The 22,725-nt window shown below is 69.0% G+C and carries 11 protein-coding genes; 6 read left to right on the top strand and 5 right to left on the bottom strand.

Annotated elements, in window-relative coordinates; genetic code table 11:
• Positions 1-4: 4 nt before the first annotated feature.
• The 5 genes from ACIQUR_RS01265 to ACIQUR_RS01245 all read left to right on the top strand — a co-directional run bounded on the left by ACIQUR_RS01265 (position 5) and on the right by ACIQUR_RS01245 (position 3,373).
• Positions 5-592 carry a class IV adenylate cyclase gene (locus ACIQUR_RS01265; RefSeq protein ID WP_403656591.1) on the top strand — a complete coding sequence of 196 codons (588 nt, stop codon included), beginning with the start codon at positions 5-7 and terminating at the stop codon, positions 590-592.
• 35 nt (positions 593-627) lie between these two features.
• Positions 628-996, top strand: coding sequence for a hypothetical protein (locus ACIQUR_RS01260; protein WP_403328140.1), 369 nt, complete (start codon positions 628-630; stop codon positions 994-996).
• Between the two features lie 121 nt (positions 997-1,117).
• A complete protein-coding gene (locus ACIQUR_RS01255) occupies positions 1,118-1,279 on the top strand; it encodes a hypothetical protein (RefSeq protein WP_403328137.1) in 162 nt (53 codons plus the stop codon).
• A gap of 88 nt (positions 1,280-1,367) precedes the next feature.
• Positions 1,368-2,579, top strand: coding sequence for a JmjC domain-containing protein (locus ACIQUR_RS01250; protein ID WP_403328134.1), 1,212 nt, complete (start codon positions 1,368-1,370; stop codon positions 2,577-2,579).
• Positions 2,513-3,373, top strand: coding sequence for an aldo/keto reductase (locus ACIQUR_RS01245; RefSeq protein ID WP_403328132.1), 861 nt, complete (start codon positions 2,513-2,515; stop codon positions 3,371-3,373). The genes ACIQUR_RS01250 and ACIQUR_RS01245 overlap by 67 nt, the downstream gene beginning before the upstream one ends.
• Here the strand turns inward: ACIQUR_RS01245 and ACIQUR_RS01240 are convergent.
• Positions 3,361-4,218: a hypothetical protein gene (locus tag ACIQUR_RS01240; protein ID WP_403328129.1), complete on the bottom strand. Its 858-nt coding sequence runs from the start codon at positions 4,216-4,218 to the stop codon at positions 3,361-3,363. The genes ACIQUR_RS01245 and ACIQUR_RS01240 overlap by 13 nt on opposite strands.
• A 183-nt stretch (positions 4,219-4,401) precedes the next feature.
• Between ACIQUR_RS01240 and ACIQUR_RS01235 the strand changes: the two genes are divergently transcribed.
• A complete protein-coding gene (locus ACIQUR_RS01235; protein ID WP_403328126.1) occupies positions 4,402-5,205 on the top strand; it encodes a class I SAM-dependent methyltransferase in 804 nt (267 codons plus the stop codon).
• A 48-nt stretch (positions 5,206-5,253) separates the two neighbouring features.
• On the opposite strand, the gene ACIQUR_RS01230 is transcribed toward ACIQUR_RS01235, so the two are convergent.
• Genes ACIQUR_RS01230 through ACIQUR_RS01215 form a run of 4 tightly spaced genes read right to left on the bottom strand, consistent with a single transcriptional unit; the run spans position 5,254 to position 22,635 of the window.
• Positions 5,254-7,581, bottom strand: coding sequence for a UvrD-helicase domain-containing protein (locus tag ACIQUR_RS01230; RefSeq protein WP_403328123.1), 2,328 nt, complete (start codon positions 7,579-7,581; stop codon positions 5,254-5,256).
• The gene (locus tag ACIQUR_RS01225) at positions 7,578-14,309 is read right to left on the bottom strand and encodes a DEAD/DEAH box helicase (protein WP_403328120.1); all 6,732 of its coding nucleotides are present in this window, start codon (positions 14,307-14,309) and stop codon (positions 7,578-7,580) included. The genes ACIQUR_RS01230 and ACIQUR_RS01225 overlap by 4 nt, the downstream gene beginning before the upstream one ends.
• Positions 14,306-19,750, bottom strand: a complete 5,445-nt coding sequence (locus ACIQUR_RS01220; RefSeq protein ID WP_403328118.1) for a hypothetical protein — start codon at positions 19,748-19,750, stop codon at positions 14,306-14,308. The genes ACIQUR_RS01225 and ACIQUR_RS01220 overlap by 4 nt, the downstream gene beginning before the upstream one ends.
• A complete protein-coding gene (locus ACIQUR_RS01215; RefSeq protein WP_403328115.1) occupies positions 19,750-22,635 on the bottom strand; it encodes an SNF2-related protein in 2,886 nt (961 codons plus the stop codon). The genes ACIQUR_RS01220 and ACIQUR_RS01215 overlap by 1 nt, the downstream gene beginning before the upstream one ends.
• Positions 22,636-22,725 lie beyond the last annotated feature (90 nt).

Genomic DNA, 22,725 nt, shown 5'->3' with positions numbered 1-22,725 from the left:
ACTGATGAAGCACGAGTACGAGGCGAAGTTCCTGGCCGTCGACGTCGCTGGCCTCCAGGACAAGCTGACCAGGCTGGGCGCCGTCCAGGCGTTCCCCCGGACCCTCCTCACCCGAAAGATCTTTGAGAACGACAACCTGGACGGCGGGGCCTGGCTCCGCCTGAGGGACGAGGGCACCCGCTCCACGCTCACGCTCAAGCAGGTCACCGACTCCACCACGATCGACGGCACAACCGAGATCGAGACCGAGATCGCCGACCTGCACGCCATGGCCGACATCCTGCGCCGGCTCGGCCTGCGCGAGGTCCGCTACCAGGAGAACTACCGCGAGGAGTGGCGCCTGGGAGAAGTCGCCTTCGACTTCGACACCTGGCCCGACCTCCCCACCTTCCTCGAGATCGAGGGCCCTGACGAGGCGTCCGTCCGCCAGGCCGCTGCCCTTCTCGAACTCGACTACACCGAGGCGCGGTTCGGCAGCGTGGACGAGATCTACAAGAGTGAAGCCGGCCGCGACATCCTCGCCGAGCCCACCCTCCTCTTCTCGGACGCCGAGAAGGCCGACCCCACCCCCGTGGCCGTTCAGGCCGACTGAACTGTGAAGGCCGCGCAGTGCTTCTGGAACTGGCCATGCCGCCTCGAGTGATCCCCGGCATCGCCGACTTCGCACGCGGCGGGTTGCCCGCCCCGGCCGCCACCGACGACGGCAACCGGTGGGTGGACGGCCGCTGCTGGCTCTACTGCGGCCAGCAGCGGACCCGCGTCCTGTGGATCGGCCCCGTCAGCGTCGCCGGCGCCCAGGCCCCCATGTATGCCTGTGGGCCTTGCATCCAGGAGCTCCAGGAGCGGGTCTGGCAGGCGATCCTCCTGGGCGACGAGCCGACCCGCCCGGCGCAACCCGGTCCACATCCCGGCATGGAGACGCCCTCCGAGCCCAGCGGTGGACGGCACCGCGCGCCGGGACAGCGCCTGCGGCGCCCCCTGAGCGCAGGCCCCTGAGTCCCGCCCCCGTGGTGAAACCCCACGGCCACGGGGGCGGCCCCTCGCACTATCCAGCACCTCCGCACGCCAAAGCTTCCCGCCGGACCCGGCGGGAGATCGGTAGAGGAAGGAGCACCAAGTGAAGGACGCCAAGCCCTCCGTCGAGGAGGGCCTCCTGGTGGCCGTGGAAGCTCTCGCGAGCGTCCACGACCGGCACGACAGCAACGCCTCCGACCCTGGACAGGGCTCGTCGGGCGACGGCCCCTGGCCCACCGGTGACGGGCTGAACCACGCGGCGTAAGCGCCGCCGGCTCCATGGCGGAGGGGCCGCGGTGCGCGGCCCCTCCGCCTTTCACGTCCCATCCGAGGCAAGGAAAAGGGAGCGGCTCATGGAACACCGTCTGGTTCACGCAATCGAAGAGGCACTGGGGTGGGATGGCCCGGCCCCGCTCGGTACGGAGTTCGCCCGGGGCAGCATCAGCGACCCCGAGGTCGTCACCAGGCTCCTCACGCCGCAGCGGCTGCTCGACATGGTCATGCGGCGGAGCGTGTCCAACCCGCAGTTCCGGTTCTTCAAGGGCGGCGAGGAGATGCACCCCGACGCCTACCTGAACCGGCAGGTCACACCCCGCGGGCAGGCCATACCGATGGCGGACATGCGCCGCGTCGGCAATCACCTGCGGGACGGAGCGACGCTGGTCCTCGACCAGTCGAACGTCTTCGACCCCACCATGGAGGTGGCGTGCCGGGCGTTGCAGTGGTGGTCGCGCGAGCACGTCCAGGCCAACGTCTACCTGACCACGAACGACGCCTCCGGCTTCGACCTGCACTGGGACGACCACGACGTCGTGATCGTCCAGCTCGCCGGCGAGAAGCAGTGGGAGGTACGAGGTGCCTCCCGGCCGGTGCCGATGTACCGGGACGCCGAGCGGAACAACACGCCCAGCGAGGAGATTGTGTGGACCGGCGCCATGAAGGCCGGCGACGTCATGCACATCCCGCGCGGCTACTGGCACGCCGCTACCCGCGTCGGTCACGGTGGCGGGCACAGCACCCACGTGACCTTCGGCTTCGCCAAGCGCACTGCCGTGAGCTGGTTGACCTGGCTGGCCGACTGGTCCCGCCAGGAGGAGATCTTCCGCCACGACCTCAACCGCTGGGCCAGCCCCGACGAGCAGCAGGACCAGCAGCGCCAGCTGGCCACCGCAGCCTCCCGCCTCATCGACGCCCGCGACCCGGCGGAGTTCCTCCGGCGCCGCGAGCAGGAAGCCCCTCCCGGCCGCCACGTCCCGTTCCTGGACATCTTCGGCCCGCTGGAGGCCGCAGTGTGCGTCACCGACTTTTCGCCCACGATCGCGGAGGACGGGGAGACGGTCGTCGTGGAGGCGGCAGGCAAGAAGCTCACCTTCGCGGCCAAGGCACTGCCCGGCCTCCGCATGCTGCTGAGCGGACGCCCCGTACGGCTGGACGAGGCCACCCGTGTGGTGGGCGCCGAGGTGGAGGCGCTGGCGAAGATCCTGGTGGAGGAGGAACTGTGCGCGAGCCTGACCCCCGAATTGTCCTCGGGCTACATCGGTCTCGTTACGAACGCCGGACTCTGACCAGCGCGCTGGACCTGGGCATCACCGCGATCGACACCAGCTTCAACTACCGAGGCTTCACCGCCCACGCCACGCTGGCCGACGTCGCCGGCGACGTCCTGCCCCGCTTCACCGTATCCACGAAGGTCGGATACTTCACCGGCATCGGTCATGCCGAGCATTCCCTCGACCCGGCCCGTCTGCGAGTGGCCCTGGAACAGACCAACCACGACCTGGGCCGAGTGCCGGACCTGGTGTTCCTGCACAACCCGGAACGCTCGCTCACCTCCCCCGCGGCCGAGGCAAAGGACACCCTCGGCCGGGCATGCGCCACCTTGGCAACAGCCGTGGAGGAGGGGCTGTGCGGTGCCTGGGGCATCTCCACCTGGGATCCCCGCCCCCTGCCAGGCCTCGTCGACGCCGCGCTGCCCAGGCCCGCAGTGCTCATGGTCCGCGCCGGTCTCCTCGCCAGCATCGATGTCCTCGAAGCCGGCGACGCACTCTCAGCCCAGTGGGGCATGGCGCCGGACCAGGTCTGGGGGATGTCTCCCTTCGGGGGCGACACGGCCGACCCCGTGTGGGGGCGGCTGGATCCTCGCGTCTTCATCTCAGACGCGGACGACGCCCTCTCCGGCCTCCAGGCCGCTTTCCGCACGGCCTTCTCGCTGCCGGAGGTAGGGAGGATCGCCGTAGGCACGGACAACCCCGCCCATCTCCAGGAGCTGATCCACGCTCTCCGGTACGAGCCCGATGCCGACAGACTGCGGACGTACAGGCAGATCCTTCGGGAGCGGGCCGGCCGTCAGCCGGACTGAAGGTCCGCCGCGACCTGCTCCGCCATCCGGCTGGCAGGTTCGAGGCGCGGGTCCTCGGGATGCGCGTCGGGGGCCAGGATCTTCGCGCAGACGAACAGGGTCATCAGCTTGCCGTCCCGGCTCTCCAGGTCGCGCCGCCTCTCGTGGCGTACGCGCTCGGCCAGATCCGGGACGGCAAGCGAGTTACCCCACAACGACGCGGCATCCAGCCCCTGCGGGGCCAAGCCCCAGTCCTCCCAGTCGAACAGGGAAAACTCCGGCCCGGTCATGTTCGCCCAGTTCAGATCGGCATGCGCCGGCTGCCACTGCCGTACCTCGGTGTCGACGCCATCCGGGAGGAAACGCCGTACTGCCTCCGCCACCCCGCCCTGCGTGATCGTCACCGTGTCGGGAGTCGCCACCCGGCTTGTGCTCTGCACTGAGAGAGCATCCAGGGAGCGGTTCAGCGCTTCCCACCACGCCTCCGGGAGGAGCGGGTCGACGACCAGCACGCTGCTGCCCACTGGAGCACCGGGCAGCAGATCGGTCTCGTCAGCGCGCCACATCACCGGCTCGTCCCTCTGCCGCCACGCCGCACCCCGCCGCCACTCGGGCATCGCGACGCCTTCCAGCAGCGCGGCGCACTCCGTACCGTTCCAGCCCTGGCTCCCGATCTTCTCGAAGCGACGCCGCTCAACACGCACCCACGAGTCACGATCCGTCCTCGCGCCGAGCGACCGGCGCTTGCGCACCAGGGTCGCCGGGTCCAGCTGGGTTCCAAGCGTCCGTTCGACTTCGTCGAGGACGACGTCGATCGGCTCAATTCGTAAATCAGAAGCGGTGGTAGCAGATGCGGAAGACAGCACTGGACCTCCTTGGCGACACACCGACGTTAGCCTACGCAGCTCCGGAAAGAGGCCTGGCGATGGCAACCGGCCGGGTCGACTTCGCGTCGCTTGACCGGCCGGAGAAGGCGAATCGCCTCCACGATGTGCTAGTGCGGAATTCCGGGTGACAGGACGACCGGCCGGGTCCTACCGTCGCTGTGTATGACGACGATCGACGCACGGATCGCGGACTTCTACGGGGAATACGACGAAGCCGCCCGGCTGCACACCACCGCGACAGGCCGCCTGGAGCTCGAGCGGACTCAAGAGCTGTTACGCCAGTACCTTCCACCGCCGCCGGCCCGGGTTCTGGACGTGGGTGGAGGGCCGGGGACCCATGCTCGGTGGCTTGTCGAGGACGGGTACGAGGTGGTGCTCCTGGACCCGGTGCCCAAGCATGTCGAACAGGCCCGCGCGTACGTTCCAGGGTGTACGGCCGAGATCGGTGACGCCCGAGATGTGACGCTGCCCGCACACGGCTTCGACGCGGTGCTGCTCCTGGGGCCGCTGTACCACTTGGCGGATCGCGCCGACAGGCTCAGAGCGCTCTCCGAAGCCCGCCGCGTCGTGGTGCCGGGTGGACTGGTGGCGGCAGCCGGGATTTCCCGGTACTCCCTGATGCAGGACTACACCGTGAGTGCCGGGCTTACCCCGGACCTTCTCGCAGGGGAGGTCACCGAAGTGGTGCGGACCGGGTCGTACGACGGCAGCCGAGGGTTCACGGTGGTGCACTTCCATACGGCGGCCGAGCTCGCCGAGGAGGCGGCCGAGGCCGGCTTGAAGGATGTGCGACTGCACGGGATCGAGGGTCCCGGATGGGCGTACGTCGTGGCGGCAGGCCGGTGCGCGGGACAGGAGGTCGCGCAAGCGCTGGTCGCGGACGCGGTGGCGACCGCCCGCCTGGCGGACGACCAGGGCGTGTTCACGGATGCCTCCGCGCACATCCTCGTTGTCGGAACCTCCTGACCGTCGTCTGCCTGCCCAGCGTCCGGGCAGGCAGACGACCCTGTCGGTTCAGGCCGGCAGGAAGGGGCTCGGCTTTCCGTGCCAGCTGATGGTCAGGGCGTCTCGGGCACGGGTGGTGGCCACGAACAGCAGTGAGCGGGCCTTGCGCTGCTCGCGCTCGTAGCGGGGCGGGTCCTCGGTGCGGTAGCGGTCGATGACGTGGGTGCGGGGGATGATCCCGTCGCTGGCGCCGACGATCGCCAGGCGCTGGTACTCGAGACCCTTGAAGCGGTGCATGGTCCCGACGTGTACCTCGCCGTCGCCCTTCGGACCGTCCTTGGTGAGCTCGGCGCAGGTGATGCCGGCTTTGGTGATCAGGTGGTACATCGTCTGGCTGACCATGTCGCGGTCGGCGACGCAGACGGCGATGTGGCCGCTGGGGTCGCGGGGGGAGCCGTTCTCGTCGGTGGATAGCTCGGTGCGCCAGGCAGCCAGGGTGGTGGCGAGCCCGGCCAGTTCCTCCTCCCACGAGGTGTACGGGGTGAAGGCCGGGGCGGGGCCGTGGAGGACGGAGCGGTAGCCGGCGAGGTTGTCGGTGCCGTCGTCGAGGTCGTCGTAGCTGACGTCCTGGCCAGCCTTCCTGGGTTCGACGACGCGGAGGGCCTCGGCGAGGATCTCCTTGGTGGTGCGGTAGCTCAGGGTCAGCCGCGAGGAGCGGCCGCGGATGTTGATGCCGAGGGCGCCGAGCGCGACCTGGTGGTCGTAGATCCTCTGGTGGGTGTCGCCGGCGATGAACATGTCGTTGGGGAGCTCCGGGTCGGCCATGGCCCGGAGCATTTTCCAGTGGGCAGGGCTGAGGTCCTGGGCCTCGTCGACCACGATGTGCCGATAGCGGTAGCCGAGGTAGCGCATGCCGGAGCTGTTGTCGCGGTGGATGAGGTCCTTGCCACCGACCTCCTCCTTGTACTCGCGGCGGGCGCGGATCTTGGCGGCCCGCTCGATCTCATAGCGGGCGGCTCGTTCGGACGCCTGCCCCCAGGTCTCCACGCCCAGCTTGTCGAGGCGGGCGGTGAACTGCTCGATCAGCTTCCAGATGTGATTGCGCTCGGGACGGGTAAGGGAACGGCCGCGGCCGGCCCGGCGGGCCTGGAAGTAGGCCGACCGGGTAGGCACGGACTGGCCGAGGATGACCTGCTCCCACTCTTCGAGGAGGAACTCGGGCTCCCAGCGGCGGTCGTCCAGCTCGGCGAGGAGCTGGCGCATCTCGCCCAGCGCCACGTTGTCGTACACGCGCTGCTTGCCGCGGCCGGGCGCCGTGTTCTCGCCGAGGACCCGCGCGGCCAGCTGGTCGATGTGGGCGATCTCGACGCGGGCCAGCAGCTCGGGCTCGATCAGGGAAGACAGGCGCAGCCGCAGGTCGGTGGTGAGGTTCTTGGTGAACGTGGTCAGCAGGATCGGCTTGTCGTGGCCGGGCGGGAGTTGCTCGGCCAGGTGCTTTACCCGGTGCAGGGCGACGATGGTCTTGCCGGTGCCCGGTCCGCCGGAGACCCGGGCGGGGCCGTTGTAGTGGCGGCGGACGACGCGCTCCTGGGTGGGGTGGAGGAACACCTTCCAGGCCCGGAAGTCACCCTCGTCGATGACGGCCTGTACGGCGTCGTCCACGGCGGTGACCTTGGTACGGGACAGGGCTGTCGCGAAGTCGCCCAGGTCTGGCTCGTGGCCGAGCTCGACGGGCTGGGTGATCTCCTGGCGCACCTCGTCGATCGACATGCCGGCGGCGAGGCCGTACAGCACGTCCTTGGACAGCAGCGGCGCGCCCTCGACCAGCTGGTCGAGCTCGGTGCTGTCGGTGACCGCGAGGGCCAGCTCGATCAGCTGGTCGGCGACGCCGAGTTCACGCAGTTGCTGCGCGCTGTACGCGGCGAGCAGCGGCGGCACCGTGGGCGCAGGAGCGGGGGGCTCGACAGCGGTCGGCGCGGGCGGCGGCGTGGGCGTCTCGGCGGCGTCGGGCTCGGCGGGGGTGAGGGTGATGCCGGCGCGGCGCAGGGCGGTATCGCCAACGACGGCGAGGTCGACGAATTCGATCTCACCGGTGACGCGGTTGACCGCGACCTGGAGTTCCTCGTAGACGTCCTTGCGGTGCCGGACGGCGATGACCAGCCAACTCTCGGTGCCGTCCGGGTCGACGCCGGTCGGGGTGAGCAGTGCTCGGTAGGAGTCGTTGACCCGGGCGGACCAGATCCGGGAGTCGCCCTTGAGCTTCTTCAGCTTCAGGCCGGGCTGGTTCGGGTTGTTCCGGAAGATGTGGCTGAAGTCGTAGAACTGGGCCTTGACCGAGCGGTCGAGCTTGTACAGCTCCTGTTCGGCCTTCCGGTACAAGCTGAGCCGGGCGGTCATCGGGTGGTGCCTTCCGTGTCGGGGAGCTGTTCGAGCAGGGTGTCGAGGTGGTCGAGCCATTCGGCGGCGGTGCGGACCGTCCAGCCCGCCTCGGCGTACGCGGCGTCGCGCCGCTGAGCCTCGGCGTCGTCCTCTCCCCGATGGGCGGTGACGACGGCGATCTTGATGTCAGGGGTCTGCCAGGCGAACTCGGCGGGCCAGCGGCTGGTGGTCCCGAGTTCGAATCCGAACACGGGTGCCTGCTTGCCCTGGTCCGCGAGGAGTTCGGCGAGGTTGAGGAGTGCGGGGTTCTCGTCCGGCTCCTCGCGCAGCAGCTCAAGGATGTCCTCGTCCCAGATCGCGTCCCGGATAATGTGTCGGAGAGCGGCCTCGACGGGCGTCTCGCCGCCTGCCTCCGGGACGGCGGGAGGCACGACCGGCTGCTGCCGCGGGGTACGCGCGTCCGAGAGCGAGTCGAGTTCCCCGAGCCCGCCGCAGACGGAGAGGACCTCGACTGCGAAGTCCGCGGCCCGGCTGGCGGCGAGCTGGACGCCGTCGCCGCCGGCCAGGGACAGGAACTGGGTGAGGTTGGTCCAGTACAGCCAGGACCTCCACCGCAGCTTGTGTTCCTCGGTGTCCAGGACGGCATCGCTGTCGTCCAGGACGGCCAGGGCGGTCCACCGCAGGTTCTCTGGATCGGCCGCGTCGACTGCGAACACGAGGGGGAGGCCGTGCTCGTCCTCGGTGCGGAACACGTGGACCGGGCCGGCGACGCCGGGGGAATCCGGTGCCACCGGCTTGTCGTGCCGCGGCCCACCCCCGAACCCTGCGAGTTGGCCGCTCAGCGCCGCGATCAATTCGCTGCGTTTGGCGGTCGCCGCGACAGGGGTCGTCGCGGGCACCGCTGTGAGGCCGGTGACCAGGGCACGGGCTCGCCGGGCCCAGCGTTCGGCGTCCGGGGCGCGCAGGTAGGCGATCAGGGTGTCCATTGGGTTGGCGAAGACCGCCTCGCCGAAGTGGGCCCGGGTGCCGCCGTACTGCTCGTACGCGGCCCTGGCGCCCTCCTGGGCGGTGCCCCGGTAGGGCGGCCAGACCGGCTTGGTGCGGACCGGGCGCTGTTCGAACAGGTCGATGTCGGCCCAGGTGATCTGGAAGACGATCTTTCCGTCGGCGCGCAGGAGGGTGCGCCGGGCCGCGTCGTCGGCGATGCGGTTGTGCTCGCGGCTGGCGTGGAAGCGGAAGCCCTCCAGGTAGACGTGCACGCTCTGCTGCGGGCCGCCGACACGGGTGAAGGTGAAGTCCGTGCGGGTCCCTTCGAGCTGCCGCTGGGCCGTGAGCCGCCAGTGGGTGACATCCGAGCCGTCGGTGAACCGCAGGTGTCCGCTGGCGTGGCCGTCCTCGTCGAGGGCGGCGTCATCGGTGGTCTTCACCCAGTCCCTCAGCGCGGCCAGGAAGCGCGCCTCCAGGTCGGACTCCACCTGGGCGTCCAGACCGACCAGCCCGGTGTGGTCCACCTCGGCCGTCTCCCAGCCGTCTTCGCCCTCCCGAGTGAACAGCAGCGACTCGATCATGCTTAGGGCCGCCTGGCGTGAGACCTCGTCCTGGAACTGCTCGGGGGTGTAGCGGTGCAGGCAGCGGTGGCAGGCCCGGCGGTGCTCCTCGGAACACGCGCATGCCTTGAGGCTTTCGTACGCCCGGGCGAGGACGTCGCGGAAGGCGGCCGGGTCGGTGAGCCGGTCCAGGTAGCCGGTGCCGCCGGGCAGCGCGTCGAACAGCACCAGGAACCAGCGCCGCTCCCCGCTGTCGTTGTCCGGCATGGACGCCACCGCGGTGTCGAGGTGCTGCGGGTCCCCGCCGAAGTGCAGGTCCACCCCGAGCCGAAGGGCGGCACGGAAGGAGTGCACCTTGGCGTCCACGTCCGCGGTCGCGGCCGGGATCAGCACCCGCAGCGCCTCGGTCTGCAACTGGTGGGCGAGCAGCACCTGTTCCTGGGTGATGCCGTCCTTCTTGCCGCGGCGCAGCGGACACCACGGACGGTGGTGCTTGAGCTGTCCGGCTCGGACCGCGGCCGATTCCAGGGCATCCGTGTCGTGGTCGAAGACGGGACGGCCGTCCGCGCTGGCGGCCCCGCACGCGGTGCACACGTGGAACGGGTTCAGGCGCACCTGCTGGCCGGCGAAGTCGTCCCGGGCCGGGCTGTCGTAGCGGACCGGGCCGACGTTGATCCGCCGGATCATCGCGCTGCGGCAGTAGTCCACGCCGAAGGTCTCGCGGGTGTGCCGCCAGGAGCCCGGCTCGATCGCCTCGAGCGGGATGTCGACAGCGTCGACGACGGCGTACGCGCGGTGGTCGCGGTCGTCCTTGTCGTCCCGGATCCGCGCGTCCTCCCGCTTGTCCCGCGAGGTGACCGTGGCAGGTTCGACGACCTGGAAGAGGCAGGAGCCGTCGTCGGCGATCTGCCCGGTCTTGCAGCGCGGGCAGGAGGAACGATCGTCGGCGGCCTTCTCGGTGCGCACATAGCCGCAGCCCGGGCACACCCGCCAGGTACGCCACTCCTGCAGGCCGCCGGTGGACAGCTCCAGGCCCGTGATCTCGTGGCGGTAGCCGTTGACGTAGAAGGTGTTGCCCGGAGCCAGCTCCTGGAGCGCGAACCGCCGGGGTCGCTCGTAGGCCAGGGTCTCCGAGGTGTAGACGACCTTGCCGGTCTTGGGATCGACGCCGTCTTCTCCGTACAGCGTCGCCGACAGCGTGGTCGTGGAGTCGATCAGGGCGTAGTTCGGGAGCAGGCCCAGGTCGCACAGCGCGCTCTGGGCCGTGGTCTCACCCCGGTGCAGGAGCCGCTTGCCCACGCCACGCCGCTCGGCGTCCAGCTCCGCCTTCTGGCGAGCCTGGTCAGGGTCGGAGTCCTTCAGCTCGTCATGCGCTTCGCTGATCTCCGCCAGCCGGGCCCGCAGGGCCTCCTCACCACGCCGCCACTCACGCTCGGCCTGCTCCACCTTGCTCCGCAGACCGTGGGTGGCGTACTTCCTGAGGTCGTCCTGGGCCTGCTCGCTGACGCCGGTCGGGAACAGCCGCAGGAACCCCTCGACCAGCTCCTCGCCCTGGTTGAGGGCCAGCTCCACCAAGTCGGTGAGGTAGCCGGACGGGCCGAACAGGCGCGGCGCCTTGTGCGGCATCGCACGCAACACAATCCCGTCCGCCCGTACGAGCCGGCCCGCAGCGGCGAGGTCGAGCAGGTGCGCCAGGTACTGCCGCTTGAGGATCTCCACCGCCGACAGATAGCAGCCGGGCGGCACGATGGTGCCCGCGATCAGGTCCTTCGGACGCTCCAGGAAGTAAAGGTCACGGCGGCGCCGGTCCGGGATCGTCAACAGGAAGGCATTGCCGGTACGGCGGCCGGCCCGGCCGACCTGCTGGGCGTACGAGGCGGGCCGCCGGGGGAGTGCCGCCAGCACCACGGCGGACAGATCGCCGATGTCGATACCCATCTCCAGCGTCGGGGTGCAGGACAGCACATTGGGGTCCTTGAACCCGCCACCGCGCTTGAACGCCTCCTCGATCTGCTCCCGCTGGGGACGCGTCAGCATCCCCGTGTGCTCGGCGGTCACCACCTGATAGGTGCCCGCTCCGAGGTAGAGCCGCCGGTAGTAGTCGTGCGTGTAGTCCCGGTCCCGGTGGTGGATGCCCAGCCCCTCCGGACGGTCGCCGGCCACCAGCCGACCCTCGCGGCACCGGTACGACGGGCAGGGCTGGCCATGCCACTGGTCCAGCAGGTCCGGGTGGACCGTCTGCTCCCAGAAGCACACAGGGCAGCGCACATACGAGATGCGGACCTGTTCGTCGTCCAGCAGCCGGGCCTCGATCGCACCCGGCTTGAGCCCGTATACCCGCGCCGAGGTGTCATTCGGGGTACGCACCGACAACAGGCCCATCGAGGCGAGCTCGGGCAGCAGGCGGCTCCACAGCTCGGGCGCCAGCTCGCGCGGCAGCTCCAGGCAGCGCCCGGCCCACCGCTCGTACCAGGACAGCCGGCCCGACGCGAAGTCGAACTCGCTGCCGTTCTTCGGCTGCCCGAGCAGGAACACCGGGGCCGCGATGCCCTTGGGGAAGGCCCGCATGCCCTTGGGCCGCCTGCCCCACACGTAGTACCGGCTCGTGCCGGCCTCGTCGACGTACTTGTCCAGCCACTGGTGCGCCACGGCCCCGCGCGTGCGCAGCCGCTCCAGGAGGATCCGTACGAACGCCAAGTAGCGGGCGTCGTCCTGCGGCACCAGCGGCAGCCCGTCCCGCACGCACTCCTCGTGCGCCTCCCGTACCAGTGCCACGACGGCCGCCGGGTCGTCGATGCGGACGTGCGCGGCGGCGGTCCGGGTGAGCTCCAGGGTGCGGCCGTTGCGGGACCGGAACCCGAACTCCATCAGCGCCTCGAACGCCAGCCGCTGCCCGATCAGCCGCCACGTCTTCAGGTCCCCACCGCGGCCCTGCCCGGACAGCAGCCGGTCCACGCCCTTGAACCCGTGCAGGTCCGGCGGGACCACCGCGGAGAGGGTGTCCTTGTCGGTCGTGGCCTCAACCACGTTCGCGATCAGGTCGTTGAGCGCCGTCGGCTCGTCGTGCCGCAGGTGGTCGGCCAGCAGGGCACGCAGCGAGAAGGTGTACGAGCGGTTGGCGACGAAACCGGCCCGGTGCGCCGCATCCTGCACCGAGTCGTTGAACATCAGCGTCTTGTCCTCGCGGAGCTCCCTGTCGAGCTCCCCACCGGTGAATAGCTGGGTGATCGAGGCCGCCGCCATCGCCGCGGCACCGGTACCGAGGTAGCGGATGGCGTTGCGCTCACCGCAGGCCGGGCACCAGTCCTCCTTGGCCGCCGTGTTGGCCGTCTCGCCGAAGTTCACCAGGACGAACGCCGAGTCACGCGCCGTCAGCCGAGGCTGCTTGGTCTGCTGGTCGTAGTCGTTCAGTGGGTCGGGCAGCCGCAGCCGCTTGCGGGTGCCGTCCAGCACCATCAGGGTCCCGCCCGCACCCTGCGAGCCGGCCGGGCTGCCCTTGCCGCCAGCGGCCGACATCGGCGCCGCACCGGAGCCCTCGCGGGCCTGCTGGTCCGTGGCCGCGATCAGGTTCCGTACCCGGGCCTTGTCCTGGCCCAGCGAGGACCGGCGGATCTTGTACGTGTCGAACAGGACGTCGTGGTCGTCGCTCTCCGGCGAGAACACCGCCCACCCCGAACGCCCGCAGTCACGGCAGTACACCGCCGGAAGAAACAGGTTCGCGCTCTGCCCCGAGGTCGCCGTCGTCACCGGAGCTGTCCGCCCGTTGTCGGCCCCACCGGCATCAGCCGCCCCAGCGGCATCCCACCGGAACTCCGCCTTCGGCCACGGCAGCACCCCGCGCAGCAGTCGCGACACCGACCGCGCCCACTGGTGTACCTCGACGTGCACGAACGGCCGGGGCGAGGCGGGCGTGGACTCCGGATCGCGGGCGTACGACAGCAGGGCCACGAACCGCGCCAGCGCCTCCGCCGCCTTCTCCGGCTGCCGGGCCACCGCCTCCGACCAGCCGGCCGCGCCGACCCGCCACATCACGTCCAGCACCTCGGCCGAGGTCTTCACCTCACCACCGAGCGCCTCCATCACGGCATGCGTGAACAGATGCCGCTTGAGATTGCCGCCGAGCACGAACGGATCCAGGTCCCGGACATCCGTCACCTTCTCGATCAGGTCGAGCAGAGCCGCGTCCCCGGTCGTCGGATCCGGCAGCGCCAGCAGCTCGTCCGGCGTCGGCATCGGCTGCATGGTCACATCGCGGCGCGGGACGAACTCCTCCACCGACTGCCGGTTCTCCCCGACGATCGCGTCGGCGGTGAACTCCGTACCGAACACGTGCGTGGCCACCTCAAGCAGCCGCGCCACACCATCCTCGTCTGTCCCGGACGCGAGCGTCGCCGACGTCGCCACCGGACAGATCCGCCCGAGCGGACGACTCTCCTCGGAAGCCCCGACGGCCGCCGCGAGCCGACGCAGCAGCATGCCGACGTCCGTACCCTGCGCACCGTCGTAAGTGTGGAACTCGTCCACGACGACGTACCGGATGTCCGACTCCCGCCACAGCGGGGCGTCGTCCGCGCGCTGGAGGAGCAGGTCCAGCATCTTGTAGTTGGTGATCAGGATGTCCGGCGGCGACAGCTGTATGTCCGACCGCCGAGTCCGCACCTTCTCATACTGCGTTGCGGCCCGCTCACCGATGTACAGCCCGGCCGACAGCTTCCCTAGCTCGGCGTTCTCGGTGAGTAGCTCGTTGATGCGCTGCGCCTGATCGGTGGCGAGGGCGTTCATCGGGTACAGGAAGACCGCCTTGACGCCCGTATGGCCCGCCTCCCGCTCCCGCCGGCAGTGATCGAGCACCGGGTACAGGAACGACTCGGTTTTGCCGGACCCGGTGCCGGTGGTGACCAGTGTCGGCTGCGGGGTGTGCCCGCGCGCGGAGGTGAGACGGGCGAAGGCCACGGCCTGGTGTGCGTAGGGCTTGAACCCCTCCGGCTGCCACTCCAGATGCCGGCGCCACTGCTTGTCGTCGGCCACGGTGAACGGCGTCCGCACCCGCAGGTACGGCCCCCGGAACATCCCGGAGGTCTCGTCACCCAGGAACCGGTGCAGCGCCTCACGCGCGCCCTCGTCGGTGAGCGCGTACGTCGTGGACAGGTACTGCAGCAGGCTCTCCTTGAGCCCGCGCGCCTGCAGAGTCGGCCTCACGGCTTCGGTACCTCCTGCTTCACCGGATCCCACTCCCCGCGAGCGACGGCCTCGTCCAGCCGCATCTTGAACACGGCATGTGCCGCCCGCATCTCGTCTTCACGCTTCGCCTTGTGGAAGGGAGCGGTGTAGCCCTCAGGGACGGGCTTGTTCTTTGGGTCTGCCTGGTAGGCCTCGAACTGCCCCCAGCTTTCCTTGGTCTGCCGCTGCCCGATCGTGCGTGCGTTCCCGGCGATCTTCCACCCCTCGGCATCGAACCAGGTCACCGCCTCGTATTTCTGGAGCACGGGGAAGCGGCCCCGGTACGCGGCGATGAGCGCGTCGGCGTCCATGCCGAGCCAGACGGCCACGAGCGCGTCGATCTCGATTAGGGCGGAGCGGCGGGCACGCTCGGTGCGGAGCGGTGTCTCGGGCCGCCACTCCGGGGTTACGTCGTGGAGCGGCTGGAGCCCGGGCCAGTCGCAGGCCCACGGCTCATACGCCGGCCAGGTGGGGTCGTACAGCTCGGCCCAGATGTCGGCGTAGGCGCGGGTGAGGCAGTTGAGACGGAGGGTGCGGAGGAGGAGTGCGGGGGCTAGAGGGTGACCAAGGGAGGGAGTGGGCATGGCCTTGGCTCCCTTGACTTGAAGGTCGCCTCGGCCGGTTACTCGGAGGAAGTAGTCGAGTGGGAGTGATGCCCAGAACCCGGCAACTAGAGCGGTGAGTTGGGGTTCGGGCATGGCCAAACTGTGCACTGCGTGGACGTGTGCAGTTCCCGGCGGTACGAGAGCTGCATACAGAGCCCGTTCGGTGTCGGGAGCGACCTGACGGCGCCAGGCCAATCGGTGAAAAGTTACGTACCGCCGCTGAGCCCGCTGCAGCAGAATGCCGTCGATCCTGACCTGAGGCACCTGTTCCTCAGGAATGCCGTCTGTATGCGCGATCAGCCGTCGCGCACGCATGATCGCCTTCTCACTCGCACGAAGGCGTGCGAGAGCCTGATGGTCGGTCCACATTTCTTGATCGCGCAGATATGCGAGATCTCTTCCATTTGCCCGGATGTATGCGGTATCGGGAACAAAATCTTCTGGAAGCGTGACGAGGTTCGCACCAAACGGGTCGTTGCTGTTGGCGTCGTGGCGCTTGAAAACGGGGGTTGCGACGCCTAGTTGGGTTCCCTTTAGAATAACCCGGCGCCAGCGATTCGGCAGGTACTCTTGGCCCGTAGTGGGATCAATGCGGTTGAACGCAATCAAGTGTTGCGCTCTGGCGGTGGTCTCGTTGTATCCGGCTGAAATTCGCGCGTCGGAACCCAGTCGGACCGGATAGTCCGCGAGAGCTTCGATGGCCGAGGCTTCCGCGGTGCTGACCGGGAAGAGCAGACGAGCCTGTTCTGCGGGGCTGTCTGCCTCTTCCAGCAGTCGCTGCCAGATAGAGAGCTGATGCGCATCTACTCGGACGACGCGATTTAGGTGCGGACGCTCATCGTATGCACCACCGCGATACCGGATGCCTGGTCCGTAACCTGAACCATCGTGCTGTGGCGAGAGCCGCAGGGCATCAGTCGAGACCAGCCATGATAGGTGATCGAAACCGATCTCTCCAGAGCGGCCGTAGATGTGCACACCGAAGTGGCTGGACTCGCCAACGGGCTTCTGAAAGAAACGATGCCCTGGATTGAAGAAGTCGCCGTGAATGCGAAGGCGCCGATACGCGGCCTGTCGAAGAGCGCCCTCTTTTTCCCCTGTGAAGTGCGTGTCGGGATGCACGAGCCCCGACGTTCCAGTCGCCGATGTATGTGCCCAGACCTGACACATGAAAGCCCGATACAAGTCGGGGCGAGTGCCGGACAGTAGCGGATACATCTGAGGCGAGGCGAGCATGGCAGCCTGAGTGCTTGTGCTCGTCAGCTCGCCAAGTAGCCACCGATATGCTGCCGATGATGCCAAGACCTCCTGGCGTCGACGGTCCCTATCTTCAACGGAAGCCTTGGTATCCAGCTCAAACCATGGCTCGTACTCCGAGAACACAGCGGATTCGTTCCATTGAGGCCGCACCCATGGCGGGTTTCCCACCTGGAGATCGAATCCGCCGCCCTGTGCGAAGATGAGGGCGAACTCTAGATCCCAGTGTAGGAATCCCTGGTCCTCAGCAATGTCGCGGACTTCCCGGAGCCACGGGAAGCGGTCCTCCGGGTTGCTCGCATCCATACCCATGAAGCCCGGGAGAGTCTCCTCGTAGCCCTTGAGCTCGTCCAGGCTGGTGAAGCGGTCGATCAGGGTGCCCTCGGGCACGTCGGCCGTGCCCACCATCGCTTCGAGGAACTCCAACCAGTCCTCAAGGTCCTTGAGCGGAACCGCGACTCGGCGTTCCGGTGCCTTCGGCTTGGGGGCGGTGGGCTTCTTCCCCGACTTCGTTCCGACCTCCCGCACCTCTACGACTGCGTCATCTGCGGACAGCTCAAGGTCCCCGAAAGTCGTCTGCTCGGGGCCAAGCGCGAAGAGCGCTGTCGCCTCGACGAACCGTGGCATGGGCGTGGGCTCGGGAGCGGCAGCCGACTCCGGCGCGGTGATAGGCGCCAGCGGCTTATTGGGTAGAGGCGCGCCGTCGAGGACCAGGGCGAGGCCGTCCGCCTCGGTGACCGTGGCGTGCACTGCGTACTCGCTCGCCGTGCCGTTCAGCAGCCCGGCCTTGTCCACCGGCCAGAACCACAGGGCGCACCAGGCATCCATGATCTTCTTCAGACGCCAGTACGGGGTGTCCGCGGCATTGAAGAGGTCTTGGAGGACCTGTTCCTTGGTTGCCGCATGATCGGGGCGCTGGAGGAATGCGTACTCGGGGTCGGCCGGGTCGGCGCCCCAGACGTCGATGCGGCGGGCGATGGCTTGCTCGGACAGCTCCATGCGCTTGACGACGAGGGACCAGAGGAACTCCACCCGGCGAGCAGCGTCCCGGAGACGTGTGAACTGGGAGACCGGCTCCCTTCCGCGGCTGGCCTTGCCGCGCTTGGGGCGCTGGAGAATGCCCTTTTTCCAAGCGGCCAGCTGCTCGACGCCCTCCTCGGCCAGCTCCTTGGCTTCCTTCGAGCCAGCGACCGCCGCCCACCCGGGGGTTGGCAGCAGGAACTGGTGCACCGAGTCCTGGGGGAGAGCCTGTGGTTCGCCGTCCCGGAGGAAGGGCAGCCGCGTCGGGCCCAGGGCACCCTTGGACTTCAGCCACTCCTTGCCCGTGACATCATCAGCCGCGTAGACGGCCCGGCGGGCGCCGATCAGGCTGTTGCCCCGGCGCAGGTGGAGGCCGAACCAGGGTGCGCGCATGCCAGGGTGCATGGTGTTGAGCCAGAGGGAGACCTCGGCCAGCTCGACACCGGTGGCGTTCAGGTCGACGCCGTACGCGTTGTGTAGGGCGATGTATGCCTTGACCTTCTGCTTCTCTGCCAAGGTGTCGGCGGTCGGGATGGTGATGCCGAGCTCGTCCTGCCTCCGGCGGAGGTACTCCTCGGCGACCTGGTTGATCGCTTCGTTGAGGAAGGCGCCGGAGCCGAGGGCCGGCTCGCAGATCTTGTACTTGAGCAGGTCGGACGCGCGGGTTTTGACGGTGTTGCCCTCGGCGTCGCACTCCTGGTCGAGGCGGTGCTTGAGGGTGAGTTCGACCGTGACCTGGGTCAAGGACTCCGGTGTGTAGTACGAGGCCGAGGTCTCCCGGTCGCGGCCGGCGAGGCGGTAGACGAAGGAGCCCTTCTCGTACTTCTTGACCCCGCGCAGGCCCCTGCGCGCGTCGTCCTCCGTGTAGTGGACGAGGGTCTTGTCCGGGTACTGGTCCTGCTTGTGGGAGGGGATGAGCCAGGAGCCCTTTTCCGGGTCTCCGCCCTTGGCGACCTCGCACAGCTCTTCGTCGGCGATGATGCCGGTGTACGACATCAGGCCCTCGTAGACGGCGCCGAGCTGGTTGATGCCGAGGTTGCGGTAGGAGATGAAGCCGCCGCGTTCGCCGCGCTTGCCCTTCTTCATGGTGAGCAGACGCAGCACCTCGTGCAGGGCCGCGTTGCGCAGGCGAAGGTCGAGCCAGCGGGGGTCGTTGTCCTCGTCGCTGCGGGGGTCGACGACGTTCCGGCCGATGAGGCGGACCGCCTTCGGCTCGAAGAGTTCGCTGCGCAGGGGTTCGAAGCGCAGGCCGCGGTCCTCGCTGCGGCGGGCGGCCTTGGCCTTGCGGGTCTCCTCGTCGTCGCCGGGCTGGTCGTCGGTGTCTTCGGTGCCGTACGGGCGGTGGCCAAAGTTGACCTTGTTGAAGAGGACGGAGAGGGACTCGAACAGGTGGAAGCCGTTGCGGGCTTCCTCCTCGACCAGCTCCTCGTCACGTTCGACCAGCTCGCGCAACCTGGTCATGGAGTAGCCGGCCTCGTAGCTGCCGTCGTCCGCGGGCAGGATGCCGAGTTCGGGCCGCGCCTCCGCGTACAGGAGGAACAGGATCCGGTACAGGTAGCGCAGGGATTCCCGGGTGAGTTCCCTGGCGAAGGGGATCTTGGGGCTTTCGATGTCCTCCGGGGCGACGTCGTTGCGAGGCTCGGCCATCCGCGCGAGGACTTCGTTGGCGATGATCTCGACCGAGCGCTGGAGGCCGTGCCGGAGCTCTCCGGAGACGCCGGCGGCGTTGCTGCTGGAGGACTTCAGCAGGCCGTCGATGCCCCGGCTCTGGTCGTTCTCGCCGGGGCGGAGCATGTCCAGGCTGAACAGGGCGGCGATGGTGGAGAGTTCGCCCTGCTGGGCGCGGTCGTTGCGTTCGAGGGCCGCGTCGAGATTGACGGCCAGGTAGCGGCCCTCGTTCCAGGACTGCCGGTCGGCGAGGACGAGTACGCCGCCGCAGAGCAGCAGGACGAACCGGGGGTGGGGGCCGCCGGCCTCGCCGAGCTCGCTCTGGAACAGCCATGCCGCCAGGGCGGTGCCGGTCTCGTAGGTCTCGCTCGCGCTGACGCGCAGCGGGTGGAGCAGACGTCCGGGTCCGGTCGTATTCACCGCTGCGTCGTTGTCGGCCGCCCAGCCGCAGTCCAGCGCGACGATGCCGTGGCCGTGGTAAGCGACGGTCACCGAATGGTCGCGTCCGGCGCGGTGGACCGTGATCTCGGTCGGTGCTGCCTCGAAACCGAGGGCGCGCAAAACCTCCTGATGCCACTCGGTCAGCCGCTTGTGCCACTCGGGGTTGCCGTCGGTGTACAGGCGTACGTCGCTGTCGGCATCACGGGCGGCGGCCTCGGCGAAGTAGGCGCGGACGTCGTCGGAGAGGTAGCTACCGCGCAGGGAGCGGATCAGCTCGCGCGGCGTCTTGCGCCGGTCGTGCTCGTCGCCTTCCCGCGTGGCCCAGGTAGCGAAGACACCCTTCTTCAGGTCGGCGCCGAGCTGTTCGGCGAAGTAGTGCGCCGAGAAGTACTCCCCGCGGTTACTGAAGGAGTCGAAGTCGGTGCTCATCAGCGGATGCCTCCTTCAGCGGCGGTGAGCGGTTCGAGGACGGCGAGCAGGCGCAGCATCGGCTTGCCGGTGGTCTGCAGGGACTTGATCAGCCTCAGGCGCTTGCTCGCGCTGAGGTTGACCCCCTGCTTTCCGGTGCCGTCGGTGGAGTAGAGGGCCTCCTGCTGCCAGTGAACGACGCGCTTGCGGTACGGGGCCAGGGTGGCCTCGATCTTCTCGGCGTAGACGGCGCCCAGCTCGGTGAGGTGCTGCTCGGCCCGGTCGACGGCGGCGGGAATGTGGGCGGCGAGGGCGGCGCGGCGGCTGTCGGGGACGTCGCGGCCCGGCATGGCGGGGCCGACCCCGTAGCCGTCCAGGACCTGCGGGGTCAGGGCCGTGACCTGAAGGTCCGAGGGATCGCCGTGGACGGCCATCCACTCGACCAGGGTGGGCCGGCCGAGCGCGTTGGAGCAGATGCCCTGGACAAGGAAGGTCGGGGTGTCCACGGCGGCGGCGAGTACGGGTGCCTGGTGGCGGCCGATCTCCACGAGCACCTTGTCGGTCAGCCAGTCCAGGACCGGGTGGACGTCGCTGACGTAGGAGACGTTCGGCCACTGGGACTTGGACGACTCCCGGGCCGCCTTGAGCCGGCGGTCGGCCAGGTCCTTGGAGAAGGTGATGCGCATGCGGCCCGGCTCGGCTTTCCGGGGCAGGATCTTCTGCTCGTCCAGGTAGGACTTGGGCAGGGCCTTCAGCCGGTACAGCAGGTCACGCGGCGGCTCGAAGGCGATCGTGCCGTCGTCGTCGCGGCGCAGCGAGAGCTGGTCCTCGGGGTTGGGTCGGCAGATCTGGTGCAGTGCCTCGTCGAAGTAGTCGGCGGTGGAGGAGAACAGGCGGGGCACGTTCGCGCGGGGGACCTCGGGGTGGTCGGGGACGGCGCCGACCTGGCCGAGCAAACCGGCGAGGAACGCGGCGCCACCCTGCTGGGACTGCTTGATGGACTCCTCGACGGTCCGGCCGGCGATCAGGTCCTGGGTGAGGCGGTTCTCCTCCTCCTTCGCCCGGTACAGCCCGGTGACGGCTTCCGCGGATCCCTCGATCTTGTGGGCCTCCTCCTCGCGCCTGAGGAGCTTCTCGCCGACCAGGCGGTCGTCCAGGGTGCGCGGCTGCCCGGTCTGCGGATCCGTTCGCCAGGGGAGGTCGCTGGTGAGGATCAGAGCCCGGAACTGCGGCTGGTGCTCCTGGCCGTAGCGGTCGATGCGGCCGTTGCGCTGCTCGATGCGGATCAGCGACCAGGGCAGGTCGAAGTGGATCAGACGGTGGCACTGCTGGTGCAGGTTGACGCCCTCGGAGGCGACGTCACCGGTGAAGAGGATGCGCACCGGGTCGTCCCGCAGCCCGAACTTCTCGACGATGGTCTGCTGTTCCTCGTCGCTGCTGGCCTCACCGTGCATGACCTGCACCGTGCCGCCGAAGGCGAGCCACGGCTTTTTCTCGTCGCCCGTCGTGCCGCGCGGGAAGCCCAGTGCGGCTGGGACGGCCTCGGCGAGCCACTTCAGGGTCGGGATGCGCTCGGAGAACACCACGACGCGGATGTCCGAGTCGGGCCCGACCCCCATCCTCCGCAGCTCCTCCAGCAAGGCCGAGAGCTTCGCGGAGTCCTCGTCCTGGATCTGCCCGGCCAGCTCCCGCAGCTCCAGCAGCGCCGCCAGCTCCGCCTGCCGTGCGGTCTCCCGGGCGCCCGCCTGCGGTGAGTCCAGGGTCTTCAGGCGGGTCCCGACGGTCTCCAGCAATGCCCGGTGCGAGGACAGGAAGGACTTCAGCAGCTGGTACGGCACCAGCTGGTGCCGGCTGACGGAGGGCTGATCCGGGTCGGCCGGGATCCAGCGGGTGGCCAGCTCGCGGAAGACCGCGAGTTCCTTCTCGCCTGCCGGCACGTGGAGGGGCTGCGACGGGCCGCGGTCCGCCCAGGCACCCTTGAGGGAGTCCCGGACCTCCGTGGTGGTCTTGGTCCGCCGGATGTAGAGGTGTTCGAGGTCCTTCACCTCGTACTTCGACGGGTCCGTGATCGCCGCCTCGTCCAGCATCTTGATCAGTTCGGCGAAAGAGCCGGCGTCACCGTTGTGAGGGGTCGCCGACGCCAGGATGAGCGCGTCGGTCTTCCGGGCCAGCAGCCGGGCCAGCGCGTTGTTCTTGGTGCCCCGGTTGACGAGGTTGTGGGACTCGTCGATGACGACGGCGTCCCAGTCCGTACGCTCAAGGTGGTGCGCATACACGTCGCTCTTGAGCGTGTCCACGGAGATGATCGCCCGCTTGAAGTACGCGAACGGGTTGCGGCCGGCCGGGATGTCCTGCTGGATGCGCTGGATACCAGTGGAATCCAACCGCACCAGCGGAATCGCGAAGCGGGTCCACAGCTCCCGCTGGAACTGCTCCAGCACGTGCTGCGGGGTCACCACCAGAATCCGCTCACCCCGCCCGCGCCGGATCAGCTCGGCCAGCAGGACACCGATCTCCAGGGTCTTGCCCAGACCCACCACATCGGCGATCAGGATGCGCGGCTGCGGATTCTTCATCGACAGCGCCAGCTCGGCGGGACGCAGCTGGTGCACCTGCTGGTCCATGAGGAAGCCGTCGGGCAGTGCTAGCCCGTGCTCGGTCTGCGGCAGGAACGTCTTGCGCATCACCGCTTCGAGGAACAGCCGACCCCGACGGTGGTTAGGAGAGTCGTCCGCGACCAGCTGGGTCTCGCGCGGGTCCAGCACGTGGATGGCATCGAGGCGGCTGTAGAAGACGGCGTCGGTGCCACGGACGAAGGAGGAGACGCCGGTGACCTCCAGCATCCAGCCGTCCCTGCCGACGTCCTTGCAGTTCCGGACGAGCCACAGCTCGTCCCGGACCAGCACCTGGGAACCTGGCGCATACCCGGAGGAACCGGAAACCCGACGAGCGGCGGGAACATCGTCCGGCTGCCAGGCAGCCCACAGCGCATCGTC

Origin of the sequence: Streptomyces sp. NPDC101132 (genome assembly GCF_044759225.1) — a bacterium.
Lineage (GTDB): Bacteria > Actinomycetota > Actinomycetes > Streptomycetales > Streptomycetaceae > Streptomyces.
This window is presented reverse-complemented; position numbering and strand designations above follow the sequence as displayed.

Bases quoted from the DNA above. Each gene is read 5' to 3' on its own strand.
- ACIQUR_RS01265 (WP_403656591.1), top strand. From the start codon at position 5: ATGAAGCACGAGTACGAGGCGAAGTTCCTGGCCGTCGACGTCGCTGGC.
- ACIQUR_RS01260 (WP_403328140.1), top strand. From the start codon at position 628: ATGCCGCCTCGAGTGATCCCCGGCATCGCCGACTTCGCACGCGGCGGG.
- ACIQUR_RS01250 (WP_403328134.1), top strand. From the start codon at position 1,368: ATGGAACACCGTCTGGTTCACGCAATCGAAGAGGCACTGGGGTGGGAT.
- ACIQUR_RS01235 (WP_403328126.1), top strand. From the start codon at position 4,402: ATGACGACGATCGACGCACGGATCGCGGACTTCTACGGGGAATACGAC.
- ACIQUR_RS01230 (WP_403328123.1), bottom strand. From the start codon at position 7,581: ATGACCGCCCGGCTCAGCTTGTACCGGAAGGCCGAACAGGAGCTGTAC.
- ACIQUR_RS01220 (WP_403328118.1), bottom strand. From the start codon at position 19,750: ATGAGCACCGACTTCGACTCCTTCAGTAACCGCGGGGAGTACTTCTCG.